Origin of the sequence: Pararhizobium gei (genome assembly GCF_029223885.1) — a bacterium.
GTDB classification, from domain to species: Bacteria; Pseudomonadota; Alphaproteobacteria; order Rhizobiales; family Rhizobiaceae; genus Pararhizobium; species Pararhizobium gei.
The window spans coordinates 696,508-715,197 of the sequence record NZ_CP119409.1 but is presented as its reverse complement, the minus strand read 5'-3'; the positions used below and the strand labels follow the sequence as shown (position 1 = coordinate 715,197).

Below are 18,690 nucleotides of genomic sequence, written 5' to 3'. Positions count from 1 at the left end.
TCGCAACACTTATGCCCCTCGCGGCCAGCGCGTCAAACGGCCTTGGATCATGTTGAGGGATTGCCGCGGCAAGCCGCGAGCGTGTCCAGCTTCGGGTCGTAGACGGAGGTTGCGACATGCATCAAACCGAGCACCGTATGAAACAGATTGTCATGCGATTGCGGTTCGCCGGTTTTCGCGATCAGGCAGGATTGCGCGATGGAAGCCTTTGCATCCTTTCCCAGCCACAGCACGAAGGGAACATGCGTTTGCTGTGATGGCGCAATGAAATAGGGCGCGCCGTGGAGATAAAGCCCGTGCTCCCCAAGCGATTCTCCGTGATCCGACATATAGACCATCGACCCGGCAAGCCGTCTGTCGCGGCTCTTCAGCTTGTCGATGACGGTGGCCAGAACATGATCGGTATAAAGGACGCTGTTGTCATAGGCATTGGCGATCTCCTCGCGCGTGCAGTTTCCAAGCTCTGCGGTGCGGCAATCGGGCTGGAAGCGGCGGAATGCCTCGGGATAGCGCTGGTAATAAGCCGGGCCATGACTGCCGAGCTGATGGAGAACCAGGACGCTGTCGCCCTTGATGCCATCGAGCCAGGCATCGAGACCGGCAAGTAGCACGTCGTCGGTGCATTCATGGCCCTTGCAAAACTGGGGATCGTTGCGTTCCGCAAGGGATATGTAAGCGATACGGTCGGCAATGCCCTTGCTGCCGGTGTTGTTGTCCCACCACTCCGTCTTGATCCCGGCATGGGAAAGCACATCCATCAGGTTCTCCGTCGTCTGACCCTTTTCATGCGTATAGTTGCTGCGGGTATAGACGGAGAACATGCAAGGCAGCGAAACAGCGGTCGCCGTGCCGCAGCTCGACGTCTCCCCGAAATAACGGATATCCCGGCGCGACAGTTCGGGATTGGTCGGACGAAAATATCCGCCCAGCGAAAAACTTTCGGCCCTTGCGGTCTCGCCGGCGACGACGATCGTCACACGCGGTTTGCTCTGACCCGCAAGCGGCATCACACGGGCGTCCGTGCCCAGTGGCTGGACTGTGGCGTTTTCTTCGACACCACTGGCTTTCAGGTAGCGGACGGCGCTGGCGATGGGCGTAACCGGGTTCAGAGTTGCAACGAGGTCGCGATGTTGCCGGGTGGTGGCGGCAAAGGTACGGACATTGGCGATCGCAGCCGCTGCAAATATTGCAAGACAGGAGAAAACGAGCGCAAGGTTCCACAGCACCTTGCTGCCGAACGGCCGGTGATGGATACGAACCAGCGCCACGATCAGCGAGGGCAGGCCGGCAAAGACCATCATGTGAACGAAAAAGCCGGCTGTGATCAGATCTCCGGCCTCGGCGCCTGTCGTTTCCGCCGCATTGCGGATCATGTCGACATCGATGATCGATCCATAGTGGTCCATGAACCAGGAAGCCGCAGCAGAGCTGGTGATCAGAAAGATAAACAGAGGCTTGGTCAGATATTTTACCGAGACCGCAATACAGAGCGCTGAAAAAAGTGCCGCCAGACCGACACCAAGCAGGATCAATGCAGGGCTCGCAAAGCCGAGATAGCTCGTGGCCTTGCTCCAGAACGTGCCGTTGGTGGCAAACAGAAGATAAAGCGCCACAAGCAGACTCAGTGTTACGCTGCCGATCGTCGGGCGCGACAGCCTTGCCACCGGCGTCGATAAAGTTTCAAAAGTCATCGTCTTGTCCTGCGTCACGAACGGGATGCAGCGACGAGGTGCGGTGTCTCAGGGCTGCCGACGTGGCTTGTCTGCCGCATTGCTGACAGCAACCTGAACGGATCGTGGAAGACCACGACTTGATCAGCCGTTCAGGCTGGTGTCAGGAACGGCAGGCATTCATAAAGCGAAACTGGAGACTTCGCATTGAAATCGCGGCATATCGATCTCGGACTTCTCTATATTGCCCTGCTCATTCTCGTTGTAGCGAGCATTCCGCTGATCCAGTTTTCGAGCCGGCAGATGATCGGCCATAAGCATTGGGCAGGACAACTGGTCAGAATTGAGAAAACCAACCCGTAAGACGGGATGCCGCAGCATCGCGGAAAATTCAGACGGCGAAACGGTGGGACGGGGCTCGTGACAGCCTGACGGCGATCGGCTAAACCAAGCCCTCGAAACACCGCAGGCTTTCCCAGATGACCGTTACAGATCCCGCCGCCAATCTTGCCGCCCTCATCCGCTGTCAATCCGTCACCCCCGCCGAAGGCGGCGCGCTGACTGCACTGGAAGCCATGCTGGCGCCGATCGGCTTTGCCGTGGAGCGGGTCACGGCCCGGGAGGCGGGCACGCCCGATATCGAAAATCTCTACGCACGGCTCGGCAGCGGCGGGCCCCATCTGATGTTTGCCGGACATACCGATGTGGTGCCTGTGGGCGACGAGGCAGCCTGGACGCATGCGCCATTCTCGGCCGAAATCGCCGGTGGTGACATGTACGGACGCGGCGCCGTCGATATGAAGGGCGGGATCGCCTGCTTTGCTGCGGCTGTCGCCCGGCACATAGAAAGGCACGGGCCGCCGAAGGGCTCGATATCCTTCCTGATCACCGGCGACGAGGAAGGTCCCGCGATCAACGGAACGGCCAAGCTGCTCGAATGGGCTGCCGCGAAAGGCGAGCGTTGGGATGCCTGCCTCGTCGGCGAGCCAACCAATCCCGACACGCTTGGCGACATGATCAAGATCGGCCGGCGGGGCTCGCTGTCCGGCACCATCACCGTCCACGGCGTTCAGGGCCATGCCGCCTATCCCCATCTTGCCGACAGCCCGGTGCGGGGCGTCATCGCCCTTACGCAGGCCCTCCTCGACCCGCCTTTCGACGCAGGCACTGCCGATTTCCAGCCGTCCAATCTGGAGGTCACGACGATCGACGTCGGCAACAAGGCCGTCAATGTCATTCCGGCCAAAGCATCGGCAAGCTTCAACATCCGCTTCAACGACAGCTGGACCGCCGAGAGCCTGAAAGCCGAGATCATTGCACGACTGGACGCGGCCTCGGTGGAAAGTGTTCTTCGCCCCGACCGCCCACCGGTGCGCTACGACATCCTCTGGAGCGAGCGGCCGAGCCATGTTTTCCTGACCCGAAACAATGGGCTGATCGCTTCGCTGTCCGGTGCTGTCGAGGCCGTCACCGGCAGGCAGCCGAAACTCTCGACCACCGGCGGCACATCGGACGCCCGCTTCATCAAGGACTATTGCCCGGTCGTCGAGTTCGGGCTGGTGGGCCAGACAATGCATATGGTCGATGAGCGGGTCGCACTTGCGGATCTGGAGACATTGACCGAAATCTACGAAACCTTCATCAGCCGCTGGTTTGGTCATGCCGCAAATTGAGGAAATAGTCTCGCATCTGAGGGGTGTCTGGCTGCTGATCAAGTGCGATCGAAGCGGCTACGACTGGCTCGATATCAGCGCGTCCGGCGTTCTGCGCTCCCTTGCTGCCTTTCTCTGGTGCCTGCCGCCGATGGCCATCGGCTGGGCCACATGGCGTCTCTTTTACCTCGCCAACATGCCGGAGGGCGCCGCGACCGGCGTGATCTTTATCGTCAAGCTGTTCGTTATCGATTCGGCCATGTGGTTTGTACCGCTGATCATCGTTGCGGCGCTTGCGCGACCCCTCGGCTTTGCGGAAATTCTCGCGCCGGTCGTGATAGCCACCAATTGGCTGTCCGTGCCGATCGTCTATGCAATGGCGGTCCCGTCGGCTCTTCAACTGGTCATCCCCGGCAGCGGCGACATTCTGGGACTTTTTCCGATTATTCTGCTGATCGTCAATTTCGTCCTGATCTTTCGCCTGATGCGCACCATCGCCAAGGATCAACTGCTGCTCGCAAGCGTCCTTACAGGTCTTCTCACCCTGACGCCGTTGATGCTGAATGTCCGGCTTCCGTATCTGCTTGGCGTGATGCCGGGCTGACACGACTCAATAATCGACCTGCATGAAATAGAGCCCGTCCGGCGGGGCGACCGGGCCACAGGCCTTGCGGTCCCTGGCTTCGAGCGCCGCACGCACATCGGCCGGCGTCCACCTGCCCTCGCCGACGAGCTTCAGGGTGCCTGCAAAGGAGCGAATCTGGTTGTGGAGAAAACTCTGCGCCGTCGCCCGGATTTCGATCAGATCACCGCTGCGCGTCACATCCAACCGGTCAAGCGTGCGGACAGGGCTGTTTGCCTGGCAGTGGGTCGAGCGGAAAGTGGTGAAGTCATGGCGACCGATCAGCATCTGCGCGGCGGCATGCATCGCCTGGTGATCAAGCGTTTTCGAAACCCACCAGGCGCGCTTCGCCTCCAGCGCGAGCGGCGCCGGGCGCGAGAGGATGCGGTAGAGATAGTGACGCCTGAGCGCCGAAAAGCGGGCATCGAACTCTGGCCCGACTGCCGCCGCATCGATGATCGAAACCCGGTCGCCGGCTTGTCCGAGATAGGCATTGAGCGCATTGCGCAGGGTTTCGGGTTTCCATGCGCGCGTCAGGTCCAGATGCGCCACCTGGCCCCAGGCATGGACGCCGGAATCCGTGCGGCCGGCACCACGCACCGGCACCGTCTCGCCCGTCAGGCGGAATACGGCTTTCTCGACGGCGCTCTGCACGGACGCGCCGTTGTCCTGCCTCTGCCAGCCGACATAGGCGGACCCGTCATATTCGATCGTCACACGAAAACGCGGCATCAGAAAAGTCTCGTGCCGGCAGGAACGGGGGTGCCGCGCCGGAAGTCATCCGCTGGCAGAACCTTGCCGCCAGCCTTCTGCAACCGCGTCAGCCGCACGGCCCCGTCGCCGCAGGCAATTGTGAGATCGTCAAAAAGGGCCGTTCCGGTCTCGCCGCCGGCCTTTTCGATCACCGAGGATAAAACCTTGATCCGCTCCAGCCTGCCGCCGATTTCGATTTCGAACCAGGCGCCGGGAAAAGGCGACAGGCCTCGAATGTGGTCGTGCACTTCGTTGGCCGGCCTGGAGAAATCGATCCGCGTTTCCGCCTTGCTGATCTTGGCCGCATAGATGACGCCCTGTTCGGGCTGCGGCGTCAACGGCAGTTCGCCGCCCTCGAGCTTTTCCATGGCCTCCGTCATCAGACCGGCGCCTGCCAGCATCAGTCTGTCATGCAGTTCGCCCGCCGTCATGTCGGCTCCAATGGAGACGGTTTTCGTCAAGGCTACCGGGCCGGTATCGAGCCCCTTGTCCATCTTCATGACCATCATGCCGGTCTCGGGGTCGCCTGCCATGATGGCGCGCTGGATGGGTGCCGCACCACGCCAGCGCGGCAGGAGCGATGCGTGGCCATTGTAGCAGCCAAGCCGGGTGCCGTTCAGGATATCTTGCGGAAGCAGCAGGCCGTAAGCCACGACAACGGCCACGTCGGCATTCAAATCGCGGAACGCCTGACGCTCCGCCTCGTCCTTGAAGTTCACAGGTGTAAAAACCGGGATCCCGAGAAGTTCCGCTGCCTGATGGACTGGCGACTTCTGCAAATCCAGGCCACGCCGGCCGCCCGGACGCGGCGGCTGGGTATAAACGGCGGCGATGCTATGGCCCGCCTGTGCCAGCGCGGCCAATGTCGGAACCGAGAACTCGGGTGTTCCCATGAAGATGATGCGAAGCGGCACGGCCGAGGACTCCCGTTCTGATCAAGCCTCTTCAAACGGGTTTATCAGCTTCAAATCAAGGCCTGCGAAATCTTTTACATTGCGCGTGGCCAGCGTCGCATCATGGGCGATGCAGATGGCGGCGATCATGGCGTCCTTGGTCTCCATCTGCCGCCCCTGCTTTTGCCTTTCGGCAGCGATAACGCCGTAGTGCGGAGCTGCAGATCGCGAAAAGGTCAAAATCCGCCCCTCAAACTCGTTTTCGATGCGCATGAAGGTTTCCCGCAGTGCGTCTTGCCTTGCTCCGGAAGGCAAAAGAGCTATGCCAAAGTGAATCTCCGCTATAGCGATCGCGGTCAGGAAGACCTGTTCGCTTTCATAGCCCTCCAGCCAGTCAAGAATTTTCTCGCTGTTCTTGCGACCTTGCAATTCGGAAATGACGTTCGTGTCCAGCACGATCATGTGAGTTAGCCAAAGTCCGGCGGCATACGATCCGGCTGTTTGCGGACTTTTTCGATTTCGTCCAATTCAGCCTCGCTGAATCTCTCCGAGCCCAAAAGCGACTTCAAGCGCTGACCGGCGGTGGTGCCTTGCCCGTTGTTCCGCGCGAGCGCCAACCGGATTTGCGCAATTGCTTCGTCTGAAAGACTACGGCCGTTCCGGCGGGCGCTTTCCTGCAACTCGACCTTTAACGCATCATCCACTCCACGAACCAATAAATCGCCCATACATTATTCTCCGTCCAGAATTCCCACCCTGATATCAATGATATCATAGCGCAATCCCGCGAAACATTCAACTCCGGCTCAAATGGCCTTGCTGCCGCGCATCTTGGCGGACTTCGCAAATTTGCGGATCACCATTTCGCGCTTGAGCTTCGAGATGTAGTCGATGAACAGCAAACCGTTGAGATGGTCGATTTCATGCTGGAGGCAGGTCGCCAGCAGACCATCCGCCTCGATCGTCTGTTTCCCGCCATTGCGGTCGATATACTCGACCGTTATCGCCGCCGGGCGCTCGACTTCGGCATAATAATCCGGGATCGACAGGCAGCCTTCCTCATAGACCGAGCGCTCGGCCGACGAGGTAAGGATCTGGGGGTTGATGAAGACCTGCGGCTGCTTGTCTTCATCATCTTTTGACAGGTCTATGACCAGAAGACGGCGGGGCACACCGATCTGAATCGCAGCCAGGCCTATGCCGGGAGCGTCGTACATCGTCTCCAGCATATCGTCCGCGAGACGGAGCACGTCTGTGTCGACCGTTTCAATTGGTGCGGAAAGCTGACGCAACACGGGGTCAGGCAGGATTATGAGCGGCTTTATGGTCATTTTGCTCCCATATCCGATCTTTTGCGCCGATGGAATTGGCGGGTGGAAGAAATGTGCACTGTAACAGGCCACATCCAAAGGCACAGCGCAATGTTCCCGTTTTGATCTGGTCAATACGGTTTCTTTCGCCTATTCTGACGCGATGGAACCCCTGACACTATCCCTCGATCAGCCTCTCCTCATCGTCGGCGACTATACGCTGACGCTTGGCACCGGCCTTTTCCTCGGGATCGCGCTTTTCGTGATCTGCGGCATTCCGCTTGCTCTTAGCCGGCGGCGGGAGAGGCAGGCCGCTCAGGCCGCAGAAGAGCGCATGACCGCCCTGCTTGCGACCCAGACGGAAATGCAGGGCCGCATCGCGGCAATGGCGGATGTTTTTGGCGCACGGCAATCGGAATTGAATCAATCGATCAGCCAGAGAATCGACGGCATGACCCACAGGCTCGGCACGTCGATCACCGAACAGACCAGGGCGACCCACGAAAACCTGCGCCGGTTGCAGGAGCGGCTGGCGGTGATCGATACCGCGCAGACCAATATCCAGTCTCTTGCCAAGGACATGGCGGGCTTGCAGAGCATTCTCTCCAACAAGCAGACCCGTGGCGCTTTCGGTCAGTCGCGCATGGAAACGATCATTGCCGATGGATTGCCGATGGGCGCTTACGTCTTCCAGGCTGCACTCTCGAACGGATCGCGGCCGGACTGTACCGTGCGCATGCCGAACGGCCAGCCGGCGCTGGTAATCGATGCGAAATTTCCGCTCGAAGGCTGGAACGCGATCCGCAGCGCAGATACACCCGACATGGCCAAGCAGGCGGCTCAACAGTTCCGGCGGGACATGGAGGTGCATATCCGTGACATCGCGGGAAAATACCTGATCCCCGGCGAGACACAGGAGACCGCTTTCCTCTTCGTTCCCTCGGAATCGATCTTTGCCGAAATCCACGAGAATTTCGAGGGCATTGTGCAGAAGGCGCATCGGGCGCGGGTCGTCATCGTTTCGCCGTCGCTGCTGATGCTGTCGATCCAGGTCATCCAGGCGATCCTGCGGGATGCACGGATGCGCGAACAGGCGCATCTCGTTCAGGGCGAGGTCATCCGCCTCATGGACGATCTGACACGACTGGACGACCGGGTGCGCAAGCTGCACGGCCATTTCCTGACCACACAGAAGGATGTCGACGACATCCTGGTTTCCTCGGACAAGCTGAAGCGGCGCGGCAGCCGGATCGAGGCGCTTGAGCTTCAAACGCCCGGCGAGAGCGAGGCGACAAAGCCGGACCCGAAATCCTTCGACAGCCGTGTGGGGCAGTTGAAGCTGAGAGTGGTTGACGAAGACTGACCCTCTCGGGCACTGTCCCGGAAAATTGCCCGGGAGATGCACCAGATGATTACAGTTTTCGGCTCCATCAACATGGACCTGATTGCCACCACAGCGCGGCTGCCGAAGCCGGGTGAAACGGTTGCCGGCACCAGCTTTTCCACTGCGGCCGGCGGCAAGGGCGCCAATCAGGCTCTGGCTGCACGGCGCGGCGGCGCCGAGGTGCGCATGGCAGGTGCCGTCGGATCCGATCATTTCGCCGCCGAGGCTCTGGCATTGCTCAGACAAGCGGGGACCGATCTTGCACTGGTGAAAACGGCGGACGAACCCACCGGCACGGCCCATATTCTCGTTGGCGGAGACGGCGAAAACGTCATCGTCGTGGTCGCGAGCGCCAACGGTACTGTTAGCCCTGACGATGCGGCGGCGGCCGTGTCCCCGATGACCCCCGGCGACATGCTGATGCTGCAGCTCGAAATCCCGCCGGCCTCGGTCGAAGCGGCTCTTCGTGCCGCGAAAAGCAAAGGCGTCACGTCGATCATCAACATTGCTCCCTTGACCGACGATGCTGCGCGGCTGGGCCGCATGGCAGACATCGTCGTTGCCAACGAAACCGAGTTCGAGCTTCTCGCTGGCCGCTCAGGACTTTCGGATGCCGAGCGCGTGCAGGCCATGCAGGATCTGGCGCAAGAAACCGGGCAGACAGTGATTGTGACGTTGGGAGCCGAAGGCGTAGCGGCGGTGCGGGACGGAATCGTGTACCGTGCCAAAGGCCTGGCTATCGAGCCTGTCGATACTGTCGGGGCCGGCGACACGTTCTGCGGCTATCTTGCAGCCAGTCTCAATGCAGGCCTGGATTTCGACAGCGCGCTTCGCCGGGCGGCTGTCGCCGGCTCGCTCGCCTGCCTCAACCCCGGCGCGCAGCCGGCAATTCCCTATGCCGAAGCAGTGGACAAGCTCGTCTAAGCGCCGGTGCAGAACCAGCCTTCGCAATCGAAAATATTGAATGTTGCCGTCGTGGCGGAGCAGGCAACCAGGGTGAATTCCGCATGATTTAGGCAGGGCACCTTGGTGCAATTTTAACATATATATTGTTAAGCAAACAGGTAAGAGGCTCGTCCTTCAGGATCAGCGACGGGCTCCTGGTGCCAGTTGGCATCCACCGCTCCATGAGGGGGCATTTCCATTCAGATCGCTCCGCTACCCGGCCTTGAATGCCGGAGGCTTCACCATGCGAGGATTCATGTTCAAGTTCAAGGCAAAGTCGCTTGCGACCAAGCTGATCGCCGTCACGGGCGCCACCATCGCGCTCTTCCTGCTTGCATCCAACACCGTGCTTATCTCGCAAACGCAGGATCGGGTCGAAACCCTGGTTCTTGACCAGGCCCGGACAGAGGCCAAATCGATTGCGTCCGATATTGCCAGCAACATTGCCGAACTGGCCGGCGCAGCGCGCTCGACGGCGGGCATTATCGGTCGTGGCCACGAAGGCGGCTATCTCGATCGGAAAGGTGTCGTCGACCTCCTGAAAGCCAATGTCGAGAAGAACACCTTCGCCTTCGGCAGCTGGTTTGCCGAAGAGCCGAATGTCTTCGATGGAAAGGCCACCGACTATGCCGGCAAGAAGGATTTCGGCGCGAGCAAAGACGGAACGCTGAATCCCTATTGGACGAAGGGTAAAACGGGCATCGATTTCTCGACCTTCGATTCGGATTATCCGGCCGACTGGTATGCGCTTGCTGCAAAGAGCCTGAAAGGTGCGATGTCGCCGCCCTACACCGAGACGACGACGGGCGATAACAATTCCATGTCCTCCATCGCTTATCCGGTGATCTCGGGCGGAAAATTGCTTGGCGTCAGCGGCGTCGATGTCTCGTTGAGTTCACTGGCCAGCAAGGTTAGGGATATCCGACCCTTCGGCACCGGCCGGGTGACGCTGCTGTCGCAGACCGGCAAATGGCTGGTGGCCCCGGTGCCGGATCTGCTGATGAAGGATTATGACGGCGTCGGAGCCGACATCGTGAAGGATGCACTGTCCACTTCCCGGCCAGGCATGATCCATGATCTTAGCTATGATGGGCTCGAGACATTCGAGCGGGTCGTCTATCCCTTCTCGCTGCCGGATGTGAACACGACATGGGTCGTGTTGGTCGATGTTCCTCAAAGCGCCATCAACGCGCCGGTGGCGGCCCAGACCTACATGATGGTCGCCGGCGGCCTGATCGTGCTCGCCGCTGTTCTGCTCGGGCTTTATCTTGCCGTGCGCAGCTTCGTCCAGAAGCCCCTGGCAAGCCTTGTACGCGATGTGGAAGCCCTTAGCGGCGGCATCTATACGGCACCGATTTCAGGTCAGGATCGGATTGATGAGACGGGATCTGTCGCCAAAGCCCTCGAAGGATTCCGGCATCAGCTCGCCGATACCAGGCGTCTCGAAGCCGAAGCGCAGCGGGAGCGTCTGCAGTCCGAGGAACACCGCAGCCAATCCGAGGCGGAACGTGCCCGGTCCACAGCAACGCAACGGCATATCGTTTCGAAGCTCGCCGAGGGACTGTCCCACCTGTCTTCGGGCGATCTCACCTATCGCGTCGTCGAGGATTTTCCGGGTGAGTACGCGCAATTGAAGAGCGACTTCAATGCGGCGGTGGAAAGCCTTGAAGAAACCATCCGCACGGTCAACACATCGGTCGTCAATATCGGCACCGGGACCAGTGAAATCAGCAACGCCGCCAACGACCTGTCGCACCGCACGGAACAGCAGGCGGCAAGCCTGGAAGAAACGGCTGCGGCGCTTGACGAACTGACCTCGCAGGTCAATGCAAGTGCCGACAATGCCAAGGTGGCTGCAAAATCGGTGGAGACGGCGAGCAGCGATGCGGAACAATCCGGCGAGGTCGTTCAAAAAGCCATTGCCGCGATGAAGGGCATCGAACAGTCGTCGGGTGAAGTCAGCCGCATCATCGGCGTGATCGATGAAATCGCTTTCCAGACGAATCTCCTGGCGCTCAATGCCGGTGTCGAAGCCGCGCGTGCAGGCGAGGCAGGCAAGGGATTTGCCGTCGTCGCTCAGGAGGTCCGGGAACTCGCCCAGCGCTCGGCCAATGCCGCCAAGGAAATCAAGACGCTGATCAACACCTCGGCAGGCCAGGTGCGCGATGGGGTGGATCTGGTGGGCAGGGCGGGAGGTGCGCTGCAGAAGATCGCCGATCAGGTGGTTCAGATCAACGGACTGATCCGCCAGATTTCCGGCTCTGCCTCCGAACAGGCCGTCGGCCTCAAGGAGATCAACACCGCGGTGAACCAGATGGATCAGGTAACCCAGCAGAATGCCGCGATGGTCGAGGAGACAACGGCCGCCAGCATGACGCTGAACGAAGAGGCCCGAGCCCTCGGCACGCTTGTCGCCCGCTTCCGCGTTGCGCATCAGCATCAATCTCAGGCCGGCATGCTTCGCGGCGCTGCGGAAAAGATGCGGGCTCCAACAGGGACACAACGATACACTGCTCCCGCAAGGCCTCAAGCTGATCGCGCTGCGTCATCGAAATCCACGCCAAAAACGTCTGGAAACGCAGCTCTCGCCCAAGACCATTGGGAAGAGTTCTGATCCAGACCCTGTCGAAGATCGAATTCGGCGCCCGGTGGCGCCGTTTTCGTTTCAGGCATTTCCCGGTGCACGGAACTTGTACAGGCCAATCGCGTTTATCAGACACCTGAAACCGAGGAAATTTCATGAGTGATCGTGGACCAACAATCATCAATACGGGCCGTAGCAGCAGCGCGGGATGGGCGGTCGCCGTTATCCTGGCTCTCGTCGTCATCGGTGCCTTGCTGATGTTTACCGGCGTCATCGACATGGGCGGCAACGGCGGTGGCACGGATGTCAACGTTAACGTGCCTGCTGTCGAGACACCTTCGACGAACCAGCCCGCAACCGAAACACCGGCCAACAACACGCCGGCGACGACAACAAATCCATAATGCAAAGTATCGAGGGCAACCGCGTGCGGTTGCCCTCGATTTCGGTATTCAGAGACGGGCCAACCGTTCGGTCAGAAGATCGAAAAACCCTTGCGCATCGATGTCGCGCATGACCTTGGCATTGTGCTGACGTCCGGTTACCTGCCACCAGTCGATCACTGTCATGCCCATGGTCAGCGCCGACTCCGTCTCGATCTCCACATTGCAGTCGCGCCCCCCGAAAAGTTCAGGCTTCAGCAGATAAGCGATGACCGTCGGGTCGTGAAGGGGGCCGCCGTCGCTGCCATATTTCGCAACGTCAAACCGTTCGAAGAACTCCAGCATCTGCGCCATCGCAACTGCGGCCGGCGAGCCGATGGCCTTGATCCTCTCGACACGCGCCTTGTGGGTCAGGACCTTATGCGTGACATCCAGCGGCATCATGACGATCGGAATGCCGGATTTAAACACGATCGCCGCCGCTTCGGGATCGACATAGACATTGAACTCGGCAGCGGGCGTGATATTGCCGCCCTCGAAAAGGCCGCCGCCCATCATGACGAGTTCCAGGATGCGGCCGGCTATGTCCGGAGCTTGTTGCAGCGCAAGAGCAATATTGGTCAGCGCTCCCAAGGTGCAGAGCGTCACAGTGCCCGGCTCCTCCGACAGCAGCGTTTCGACAATGAATTCGACTGCGTGCCGCTCTTGCAGCAGCATTGTCGGCTCGTTGACGACGGGGCCGTCGAGACCGGTTTTTCCGTGGACATGCTCTGCCGTCACCAATTTCCGGACCAGCGGGCGGTCCGCTCCTGCAAAGACCTTGATATCCTGCCGATTGCACAGCTCGCAGATGACGCGGACATTGCGGGCTGTCAGCGCCACGGGCACGTTTCCCGCCACCGCTGTGATGCCGAGAACATCGAGTTCCCCAGGGCTGCCCAGTGCCAACATGATGGCTGCAGCATCGTCCTGACCGGGATCGGTGTCGATGATGATCTTTCTCGGCATCGTCATGCAGTCTCCTTTACAAATCGCGGGCGGACTATGATTTGCCTTTCGCCTCTGCGCAAGCGGCTTGCGATTTACGCCCACAACTCCCATATTGGGCTTGTGGATGCCGCCAAGCGGGTCTGCAGACGGTCGCTTGAGAACCAAGGACTATTGGATGACCCGGACCACCCCTTTTACGAGCCCACTGTTGCTCGGCTTCGACGCAATGGAAAAGACCCTTGAGCGCATCGCCAAGGGCAGCGACGGATACCCTCCCTACAACATCGAACGTATTCATCGTAACGAGGCAGCCGGCGAGCCCGAATTCTTGCGAATCACCCTGGCAGTGGCTGGATTTTCGGAAGAGGATCTTGATGTCACCATCGAGGAACATCAGCTGATCATCCGGGGGCGGCAGTCTGAAACGGGCGAACGCGACTATTTGCATCGCGGCATTGCGGCACGCCAGTTCCAGCGTATGTTCGTTCTTGCTGATGGAATGCAGGTTTCCGGAGCGGTGTTGCGAAACGGTTTACTGTCGGTCGATCTAATTCGGCCCGAGCCCGTCCGTATGGTAAAGAAAATTAATATTTCAGTCCCAGAGTGAATTGACCGGCGGATTTGCCGGCTGCCCGCAAGACCGGCGACCTTTACCGACGGTCGACTTCGTGCAGAGAATCAATGCCTTGCGGTCCTGATGCTGTCTCGTCCGGCAGGTCCGCATATCACGGAGTACGGCTCATGGGATTGAAACACGTCAGCACCGCCCTGTCGAAAAACGATCTTGCGCATCTTGGGGCAGGCGAGGTCGGCTATATCCGCAAGATGCGCTCGGACGAAGTTTCCCGTGTTTTTCCGGAAGCCCCGAAAATGGAAGCGGGCCTCGATCTCTGGGCACTTTTCGGCGCCGACGGCACGCCCATTCTCCTGACCGACAACCGCTCCAGCACGTTTTTCAAGGCGGCGGAAGACGATTTGAAGACCGTCAGCCTGCACTGAAAATCACAGATCCGACGTGTCGGCGTCACACTCGCCTGAATGTCAGGTAGGAAGACTTGCGCCCTTCCCTCCGCGCCTTGGCCTCATAACGCGTGCTCGGCCAGCCCGCATAGGGCGTCAGCCAGTCGCTGGCATTTTCCGCCGTCCAGTCGAAGGCCGCGTGGTCCCGGCAATGCGTCAGGGTCCAGTTGATGTAGGTGCCGATGTCCGAGGCAAAGCAGAAGATGCCGCCCGGCTTCAGAACGCGCGCAAAACGATCGAGATTGACCCTGGAAACGAAGCGCCGCTTCCAGTGCTTTCGCTTGGGCCAGGGATCGGGATAGAGCAGATCGATATGATCGATCGAGGCGTCCGGCAGCCAGTCCAGCACCTGGGTGGCGTCATCGTCGTAAAGACGGATATTTTCGGCACCATGTTCCTCGATCTGTCCGACAAGCTTTGCCATGGAATTGACGAAAGGCTCGACGCCGATGAAGCCGGTGGACGGGCTTTCGACAGCGCGGTGGATCAGGTGCTCGCCGCCGCCGAAGCCGATTTCGAGCCTTACCTGATCGACCGGATGGCTGAACAGCGTCTTTATATTCCCCGGTGACGCTGTTTGCAGATCGAGCTTCAACAGCGGTAGTACCGTTTCCAGATGCGCGGCCTGCAGCGCGCGGAGCGGCTTGCCCTTTCTGCGTCCGAAGAAAGCCTCTGTGGCGCGGCTGCGGTGCTGGTCGGTCATGGACGTCGTCTCTCAATTGTCAAAAAAGCGGGCGCTTCCCCGAAGGAAACACCCGCTCTTTACTGTCTTGCGATGCTGCCCGTCCAGAGGCGGTTCAGGCAGCCTTCAGCGTCTCTTCCTTCAGAGCGTCCTTCAAAGGCTTGACCAGATCGAGTTTCTCCCACGAGAAGGAACCGTCACGGCCTGCCTTGCGGCCGAAATGGCCGTAGGCCGACGTTTTGGCGTAGATCGGCTTGTTCAAATCGAGATGACGGCGGATACCGGAGGGCGACAGATCCATGGTCTTGCGGATCGCCTGTTCGACCTGGTCCTCGGAAACCTTGCCGGTGTCGTGCAGATCGACATAGATAGACAGCGGCTGGGCAACGCCGATGGCATAGGAAATCTGGATCGTGCAGCGATCGGCAAGACCGGCTGCGACGACATTCTTCGCCAGGTAGCGCGCGGCATACGCCGCGGAACGGTCGACCTTGGTGGTGTCCTTGCCGGAAAAGGCACCGCCGCCATGCGGGGCAGCACCGCCATAGGTATCGACGATGATCTTGCGGCCGGTGAGGCCCGCATCACCATCAGGTCCGCCGATCACGAACTTGCCGGTCGGGTTGATGTACCAGTTGCAGTCTTCGGCGATCTCGATGTCGTGCAGCGCTTCGCGGATATAGGGCTCTACCACGGCGCGCACCTTGGCAGAGTCCCAGCTTTCATCGAGATGCTGCGTCGAAAGAACGATGGACGCCACTTCCCGCGGCTTTCCATCGACATAGCGGACAGTGACCTGGCTCTTGGCATCGGGACCGAGCTTTCCGGCATCGCCCTCGCCGGCCTTGCGGGCCGTGGCAAGTAAATGAAGAATACGGTGCGAATAATAGATCGGCGCCGGCATGAGATCTTCCGTCTCGCGGCAGGCATAGCCGAACATGATGCCCTGATCGCCGGCACCTTCATCGCCCTGCTTGTCGGACGCGTTGTCGACACCTTGTGCGATGTCTGCCGATTGGGAATGCAGGAGCACGTCGATCTTGGCCGTCTTCCAATGGAAGCCGGCCTGTTCGTAACCGATCTCGCGGATCGCCTTGCGGGCGGCAGACTTGAATTTGGACGGATTAATGACGTCCTTGCCGTCCTTGTCCTTTTTCAGGAGGCTTGGCGGAAGGCGCACTTCGCCGGCAATGACGACCCGGTTGGTCGTTGCGAGGGTTTCGCAGGCGATACGCACGGTCCAGGGATCGATCCCCGTCTTGGCGGCCTCACGGTAGACCAGATCGACGATCTCGTCCGAAATCCGATCGCAGACCTTGTCCGGATGACCTTCTGCCACGGATTCACTCGTAAACAGGTAGTTTGCGCGCATGCGGGAAGTCCCTCTCAGTAAACGGCTTCGATGGTGTTACTGATTTTGCCTGAAGAAAACAAGCACACAAGGACATAAATATATCTTTATATCTGTCATAGGCGATAAATTTTCCGCAGATAGCAGCAATTGCGCGATAGAGCATTTCTGTATGTGAAGGCACAAAAAAAGCGGCCAAGGCCGCCTTTTCCATCGCCTTGCTGCGGACCCTAATCCGCTTCGGCCTCGACCGCCAATGCCTTGACGAGATCGACAAGCTTGCGGCGAACTTTAGGGTCACTGATTTTCACAAAGGCCCGGTTCAACTGAAGCCCCTCCGACGAAGAGAGAAAATCAACCACGTAATTCGAGCTTGAAGCCTCGGCCATGCCAGATGGGCCGGAATTGTCGCCTGGAGCATCCTCGAAAAAGAAAGATACCGGAACATTCAGAATGCTCGATATGTTCTGCAGGCGACTTGCACCAACGCGATTGGTGCCCTTCTCATATTTTTGAATTTGCTGGAAGGTGATCCCCAGGCTTTCGCCCAGCTTCTCCTGGCTAAGGCCAAGCATGGTACGGCGCAGCCGAATTCGGCTCCCGACATGAATATCAATCGGATTTGGTTTCTTTTTATTTTCAATCATGACGGTTTCCCAAAGCGAGTTTGCAGTCGATCTTTAGCCGGTCGCCTGCAATGAGGAGATTAGAGATGTTCGTGGTGCTGCCAAGCGGGCAATCCCCTGAACATTAGACAGAGGTCATTTGTTCCTGTCACTATGCAATTTTAGGGGTTTTTGGTCAATTCTTCCTTAGAATAAAACTAAAACGCGAAAATATCGCCATTCCCAAAAGGCACGCCGCCACCAGCAGGCCATTCCGGCGCTGTTCGTGAAGTTGCATGGGCACCGAAGCTCTTCCGGGAAGCGCCGCATCGACATATCCCCTGACCCCAAAGGGAAAGCCGGTCATGATCTCGCCCCGGCCATTGACGATGGCGGACACACCGGTATTGGCTGCGCGGATCAGCGGCAATCCGGTTTCGACCGATCGGAGCTGAGCTTGTTGAAAATGCTGATAGGGGCCGGGAGTGTTCCCGAACCAGGCGTCGTTGGTGACGTTCAGCAGGGCATCGGCCTCAAGCACCTCATCGCCGATCTCGCCGGGGAATATCGCCTCGTAGCAGATCAGCGGGTAAAATTTCGTGCCTGCGGGCAGGGTGAGAAGCGTACGCACGGCTGCAGCAGAAAATCCACCCGGCATTGCCGCAGCAATCGCATTCAGGCCGGCGGCCGACAGGAGATTTTCGAACGGCAGATATTCCCCGAAGGGCACAAGATGCCTCTTGTCGGAAGCGCTGACAATTTGCCCACGGTCGTCAATGACGTAGATCGAATTATAGTATCTCGGCGGCTGACCGGCTCCGGCATTTTCGGTCCTTACGGCCCCGGCAATGAGAATTTGCCCGTCCTCGAGTACGTCTGAAATCCGCACCAGCGCATCCGGATTGTCGGTCAGGATGAAGGGAACCGAGGTTTCCGGCCAGACAATGACATCAGGGCGCCTGCCGCCGTTCTCGACCGGCGCATTCGTCAAGTCGAGATGCTGCTCGAAAATCGAACTGCGCTCGCTGTCGTCGAGCTTTTTGGACTGATCGATCAGGGGTTGGACAAGACGTACCGAAAGCGCTGTTGCGCGCGCGGGGAGCGGTTGGTTCATCCGGTAGAAGCCATAGCCGAAATGGCCGGCTGCCAGGAGCGCCGCCAGAGCCATGCCGGCACGCATGCCCTTTCGGGTACCGATCAGAGACGGAGCGGCAAAGACGAAGACGGCCAGCATGTTAACGCCCGCCAGACCGATGACGGCCGCCGATTGCATCATCAAAGGCACAGGCATTGCCGCATAGCCGATCGCGTTCCAGGGAAAGCCGGTGAGAACAAAGCTGCGCAGCCATTCAAAGAAGCCGAAGGATAGGGCAAGGGCGGCAATGCGGCTCACGCCGTCCGACCACAGCAGGCGGGCCGCAGCGGTGGCAAAGCCGTAGAAAAGCGCCAGAAAGGCCGGCAATCCGACAACGGCGAGCGGCAGGGCCCAGGCGAACTCGTCCGCCTCGACCAGCAAGGCATTGCCGAGCCACCAGAGCCCGCCCAGAAAATAGCCAAACCCGAAACACCAGCCGACGAGGAATGCCGGAAAGCTGCGCTTTACCATTCCGTCGTGCGGATCGCCGGAGGCACCGTCTATCAGCCAGACGAGGACAGGAAAGGACAGGAACGGCGCCGCAAAGAGACCGAAGGGCGGAAGCGCCAGGACGGCGAGCAGTCCCGCGGCAAAAGCGACGAGAGCCCTGCGGGCTCCCGACATCAGCATGATCCTGCCCGCAAGCCACTCCATGTATTTCCCCCAAAGGCATAAGCGAAGCATCCGGAACAGGTCCGTGCGCCATGGCAC

21 protein-coding genes are annotated in these 18,690 nt (G+C 59.5%); 9 read left to right on the top strand and 12 right to left on the bottom strand.

The genetic code is table 11. The features are described from left to right. Window positions 1-47: 47 nt before the first annotated feature. Window positions 48-1,691: a phosphoethanolamine transferase gene (locus PY308_RS03335; protein WP_275788055.1), complete on the bottom strand. Its 1,644-nt coding sequence runs from the start codon at window positions 1,689-1,691 to the stop codon at window positions 48-50. Window positions 1,692-1,877: 186 nt separating this feature from the next. Here PY308_RS03335 and PY308_RS03330 point away from each other — a divergent pair, with 186 nt between their 5' ends. From PY308_RS03330 to PY308_RS03320, 3 genes are all read left to right on the top strand, one after another. Continuing rightward, window positions 1,878-2,033: a hypothetical protein gene (locus PY308_RS03330; protein WP_275788053.1), complete on the top strand. Its 156-nt coding sequence runs from the start codon at window positions 1,878-1,880 to the stop codon at window positions 2,031-2,033. A gap of 116 nt (window positions 2,034-2,149) precedes the next feature. Further along, window positions 2,150-3,343, top strand: coding sequence for a succinyl-diaminopimelate desuccinylase (dapE, locus tag PY308_RS03325; protein WP_275788051.1), 1,194 nt, complete (start codon window positions 2,150-2,152; stop codon window positions 3,341-3,343). Beyond that, complete coding sequence (locus PY308_RS03320) at window positions 3,330-3,926, top strand: hypothetical protein (RefSeq protein WP_275788049.1); 597 nt, start codon at window positions 3,330-3,332, stop codon at window positions 3,924-3,926. The genes dapE and PY308_RS03320 overlap by 14 nt, the downstream gene beginning before the upstream one ends. A gap of 6 nt (window positions 3,927-3,932) precedes the next feature. Here the strand turns inward: PY308_RS03320 and truA are convergent, their stop codons facing one another. From truA to def, 5 genes are all read right to left on the bottom strand, one after another. Further along, entirely contained in the window at window positions 3,933-4,676 is a 744-nt protein-coding gene (gene truA, locus PY308_RS03315; protein WP_275788046.1) for a tRNA pseudouridine(38-40) synthase TruA, read from the bottom strand. Next, entirely contained in the window at window positions 4,676-5,611 is a 936-nt protein-coding gene (gene fmt / locus PY308_RS03310) for a methionyl-tRNA formyltransferase (RefSeq protein ID WP_275788044.1), read from the bottom strand. The genes truA and fmt overlap by 1 nt, the downstream gene beginning before the upstream one ends. A 21-nt stretch (window positions 5,612-5,632) precedes the next feature. Further along, a complete protein-coding gene (locus PY308_RS03305) occupies window positions 5,633-6,052 on the bottom strand; it encodes a type II toxin-antitoxin system VapC family toxin (RefSeq protein WP_275788042.1) in 420 nt (139 codons plus the stop codon). A 5-nt stretch (window positions 6,053-6,057) separates the two neighbouring features. Beyond that, on the bottom strand, window positions 6,058-6,318 hold the full coding sequence (locus tag PY308_RS03300; protein WP_275788041.1) for a FitA-like ribbon-helix-helix domain-containing protein: 261 nt from the start codon (window positions 6,316-6,318) through the stop codon (window positions 6,058-6,060). A 78-nt stretch (window positions 6,319-6,396) separates the two neighbouring features. Then, a complete protein-coding gene (gene def / locus PY308_RS03295) occupies window positions 6,397-6,921 on the bottom strand; it encodes a peptide deformylase (protein WP_275788038.1) in 525 nt (174 codons plus the stop codon). Between the two features lie 142 nt (window positions 6,922-7,063). Between def and PY308_RS03290 the strand changes: the two genes are divergently transcribed. The 4 genes from PY308_RS03290 to PY308_RS03275 all read left to right on the top strand — a co-directional run bounded on the left by PY308_RS03290 (window position 7,064) and on the right by PY308_RS03275 (window position 12,217). After that, a complete protein-coding gene (locus PY308_RS03290; protein WP_275788035.1) occupies window positions 7,064-8,263 on the top strand; it encodes a DNA recombination protein RmuC in 1,200 nt (399 codons plus the stop codon). A 45-nt stretch (window positions 8,264-8,308) separates the two neighbouring features. Beyond that, the gene (locus tag PY308_RS03285) at window positions 8,309-9,208 is read left to right on the top strand and encodes a ribokinase (protein WP_275788033.1); all 900 of its coding nucleotides are present in this window, start codon (window positions 8,309-8,311) and stop codon (window positions 9,206-9,208) included. Between the two features lie 277 nt (window positions 9,209-9,485). Continuing rightward, the gene (locus PY308_RS03280; RefSeq protein WP_275791004.1) at window positions 9,486-11,843 is read left to right on the top strand and encodes a methyl-accepting chemotaxis protein; all 2,358 of its coding nucleotides are present in this window, start codon (window positions 9,486-9,488) and stop codon (window positions 11,841-11,843) included. A 125-nt stretch (window positions 11,844-11,968) separates the two neighbouring features. Next, entirely contained in the window at window positions 11,969-12,217 is a 249-nt protein-coding gene (locus PY308_RS03275; protein WP_275788031.1) for a hypothetical protein, read from the top strand. A 48-nt stretch (window positions 12,218-12,265) separates the two neighbouring features. Here the strand turns inward: PY308_RS03275 and PY308_RS03270 are convergent, their stop codons facing one another. Beyond that, entirely contained in the window at window positions 12,266-13,210 is a 945-nt protein-coding gene (locus PY308_RS03270) for a nucleoside hydrolase (protein ID WP_275788029.1), read from the bottom strand. 151 nt (window positions 13,211-13,361) lie between these two features. On the opposite strand from PY308_RS03270, the gene PY308_RS03265 reads away from it, so the two are divergent. Then, the gene (locus PY308_RS03265; RefSeq protein ID WP_275788026.1) at window positions 13,362-13,793 is read left to right on the top strand and encodes an Hsp20 family protein; all 432 of its coding nucleotides are present in this window, start codon (window positions 13,362-13,364) and stop codon (window positions 13,791-13,793) included. A gap of 134 nt (window positions 13,794-13,927) precedes the next feature. Continuing rightward, the gene (locus tag PY308_RS03260; RefSeq protein WP_275788023.1) at window positions 13,928-14,185 is read left to right on the top strand and encodes a BQ00720 family protein; all 258 of its coding nucleotides are present in this window, start codon (window positions 13,928-13,930) and stop codon (window positions 14,183-14,185) included. Between the two features lie 25 nt (window positions 14,186-14,210). Here the strand turns inward: PY308_RS03260 and trmB are convergent, their stop codons facing one another. From trmB to lnt, 5 genes are all read right to left on the bottom strand, one after another. Beyond that, the gene (trmB, locus tag PY308_RS03255) at window positions 14,211-14,909 is read right to left on the bottom strand and encodes a tRNA (guanosine(46)-N7)-methyltransferase TrmB (protein WP_275788021.1); all 699 of its coding nucleotides are present in this window, start codon (window positions 14,907-14,909) and stop codon (window positions 14,211-14,213) included. Window positions 14,910-15,003: 94 nt separating this feature from the next. After that, window positions 15,004-16,260: a methionine adenosyltransferase gene (gene metK / locus PY308_RS03250; RefSeq protein ID WP_275788018.1), complete on the bottom strand. Its 1,257-nt coding sequence runs from the start codon at window positions 16,258-16,260 to the stop codon at window positions 15,004-15,006. After that, window positions 16,232-16,453, bottom strand: a complete 222-nt coding sequence (locus PY308_RS03245; RefSeq protein ID WP_275788016.1) for a hypothetical protein — start codon at window positions 16,451-16,453, stop codon at window positions 16,232-16,234. The genes metK and PY308_RS03245 overlap by 29 nt, the downstream gene beginning before the upstream one ends. 16 nt (window positions 16,454-16,469) lie before the next feature. Next, the gene (locus PY308_RS03240) at window positions 16,470-16,886 is read right to left on the bottom strand and encodes a helix-turn-helix domain-containing protein (protein ID WP_275788013.1); all 417 of its coding nucleotides are present in this window, start codon (window positions 16,884-16,886) and stop codon (window positions 16,470-16,472) included. A gap of 154 nt (window positions 16,887-17,040) precedes the next feature. Continuing rightward, the gene (gene lnt / locus PY308_RS03235) at window positions 17,041-18,633 is read right to left on the bottom strand and encodes an apolipoprotein N-acyltransferase (protein ID WP_275788011.1); all 1,593 of its coding nucleotides are present in this window, start codon (window positions 18,631-18,633) and stop codon (window positions 17,041-17,043) included. Window positions 18,634-18,690: the final 57 nt, after the last annotated feature.

What these genes read in the sequence shown, in the direction of transcription:
- PY308_RS03305 (WP_275788042.1), bottom strand. Translation starts at nt 6,052, where the DNA reads ATGATCGTGCTGGACACGAACGTCATTTCCGAATTGCAAGGTCGCAAG.
- PY308_RS03290 (WP_275788035.1), top strand. Translation starts at nt 7,064, where the DNA reads ATGGAACCCCTGACACTATCCCTCGATCAGCCTCTCCTCATCGTCGGC.
- PY308_RS03275 (WP_275788031.1), top strand. Translation starts at nt 11,969, where the DNA reads ATGAGTGATCGTGGACCAACAATCATCAATACGGGCCGTAGCAGCAGC.
- truA (WP_275788046.1), bottom strand. Translation starts at nt 4,676, where the DNA reads ATGCCGCGTTTTCGTGTGACGATCGAATATGACGGGTCCGCCTATGTC.
- PY308_RS03270 (WP_275788029.1), bottom strand. Translation starts at nt 13,210, where the DNA reads ATGACGATGCCGAGAAAGATCATCATCGACACCGATCCCGGTCAGGAC.
- trmB (WP_275788021.1), bottom strand. Translation starts at nt 14,909, where the DNA reads ATGACCGACCAGCACCGCAGCCGCGCCACAGAGGCTTTCTTCGGACGC.
- dapE (WP_275788051.1), top strand. Translation starts at nt 2,150, where the DNA reads ATGACCGTTACAGATCCCGCCGCCAATCTTGCCGCCCTCATCCGCTGT.
- PY308_RS03265 (WP_275788026.1), top strand. Translation starts at nt 13,362, where the DNA reads ATGACCCGGACCACCCCTTTTACGAGCCCACTGTTGCTCGGCTTCGAC.
- PY308_RS03335 (WP_275788055.1), bottom strand. Translation starts at nt 1,691, where the DNA reads ATGACTTTTGAAACTTTATCGACGCCGGTGGCAAGGCTGTCGCGCCCG.
- PY308_RS03245 (WP_275788016.1), bottom strand. Translation starts at nt 16,453, where the DNA reads ATGGAAAAGGCGGCCTTGGCCGCTTTTTTTGTGCCTTCACATACAGAA.
- PY308_RS03260 (WP_275788023.1), top strand. Translation starts at nt 13,928, where the DNA reads ATGGGATTGAAACACGTCAGCACCGCCCTGTCGAAAAACGATCTTGCG.
- PY308_RS03300 (WP_275788041.1), bottom strand. Translation starts at nt 6,318, where the DNA reads ATGGGCGATTTATTGGTTCGTGGAGTGGATGATGCGTTAAAGGTCGAG.
- lnt (WP_275788011.1), bottom strand. Translation starts at nt 18,633, where the DNA reads ATGGAGTGGCTTGCGGGCAGGATCATGCTGATGTCGGGAGCCCGCAGG.
- def (WP_275788038.1), bottom strand. Translation starts at nt 6,921, where the DNA reads ATGACCATAAAGCCGCTCATAATCCTGCCTGACCCCGTGTTGCGTCAG.
- PY308_RS03285 (WP_275788033.1), top strand. Translation starts at nt 8,309, where the DNA reads ATGATTACAGTTTTCGGCTCCATCAACATGGACCTGATTGCCACCACA.
- metK (WP_275788018.1), bottom strand. Translation starts at nt 16,260, where the DNA reads ATGCGCGCAAACTACCTGTTTACGAGTGAATCCGTGGCAGAAGGTCAT.
- PY308_RS03280 (WP_275791004.1), top strand. Translation starts at nt 9,486, where the DNA reads ATGTTCAAGTTCAAGGCAAAGTCGCTTGCGACCAAGCTGATCGCCGTC.
- PY308_RS03240 (WP_275788013.1), bottom strand. Translation starts at nt 16,886, where the DNA reads ATGATTGAAAATAAAAAGAAACCAAATCCGATTGATATTCATGTCGGG.
- PY308_RS03320 (WP_275788049.1), top strand. Translation starts at nt 3,330, where the DNA reads ATGCCGCAAATTGAGGAAATAGTCTCGCATCTGAGGGGTGTCTGGCTG.